The organism is Bacteroides sp. ET489 (assembly GCF_030518095.1).
Classification (GTDB): Bacteria; Bacteroidota; Bacteroidia; order Bacteroidales; family Bacteroidaceae; genus Bacteroides; species Bacteroides ndongoniae.
This window is the reverse complement of record NZ_JAULLJ010000108.1, coordinates 1-1,063: the sequence shown is the minus strand read 5'-3', so window position 1 is coordinate 1,063 and position 1,063 is coordinate 1. Positions and strand designations below refer to the sequence as shown.

The 1,063-nt window shown below is 47.9% G+C and carries 1 pseudogene; it reads right to left on the bottom strand.

The features are described 5' to 3' along the window. Window positions 1-209 precede the first annotated feature (209 nt). Window positions 210-1,063, bottom strand: a pseudogene (locus Q3C19_RS18215) (hypothetical protein); the annotation flags it as partial.

Sequence of the window (1,063 nt, the reverse complement as noted above, 5' to 3'; positions counted from 1 at the left end):
TTCCAAAAACTCCAAAAATGACATTATTCTGAACTAATAGTTCTCCCACAACAGTCGCAAGGTTAGCCTTGCTTATCCTTACCGTACTTCCGTCATTCAACGTTCCGATTACATAATCCACCGTAGCATTGGCGGTCACTTCGTTTAATTTTTTGTCTGCCATAATTAAAAATTTAAATGGTTATTTATGAATTATTTCTATTCTATTATCATCCACAGTAGAACAAGCACCAATACGTTCCATCAGAAACCATCATGTATGCGTTTGTTCCGGTCAGCCTGAATGAAGTGGTAGCGGAATAGCCATCCGACCCTAAGAAAGATGATCCTGTCAGTGTCACCGTTCCTCCCGTATTCTTCAGGTAGTACACCTTACCTACATTATCGGAAGCTGATGGGACAGTAATTGTCAGTGCGGTTCCCCCAGATTGGGCGAAACGTACAAAATCGTCGTTTTTCTTCAGGCTTCCTGAGGCAGTGACGGCACGGACATTCATCCGCAAACCATGTATTTGGATGCTTTCCGATTCGCGTGCCTGCAACAGCACATTTCCGTAACTGCGGATAGCATATCCGCGGCCTGCATTATTAGCGACTACGTCCACACCAACTGAATTTTCCGAAGATCCGTATGTCTGTATGGCCAATGCGACAGCTTCGTCGGCACGAATCGAACACATGCCGGTGGAGTATTCCCTGTTTACACGGAAGAACCTTCCACCGTTCTTTTCAATGTCGATGAATGCGGTAGGATTATCGGATATGTTCTGTATCCCGCGGTCGATGGTGAAGTCACCCACCTTACCCGCTTTCAGTTCCCCCTCGATGTAAGCGTCGGTTGCATACATTTTCCCTTCCTTGGTCACACGGAATGGTGCGGTTTCCGCATCCTGACCTCCGACCCACAATGGTATGCCGCTTCCGACAAACCCTGCGGCCACACTCCCGTCTTCGTTCAGGATCACCAGCCTGTTGCCTTGCATGAAAGTGAGATGAGCATTCTTGGCAATGATGAGCGAGGTGAACAGCGCAGTGGCGTTCAGCCCGAACTCCTCCCAGTACG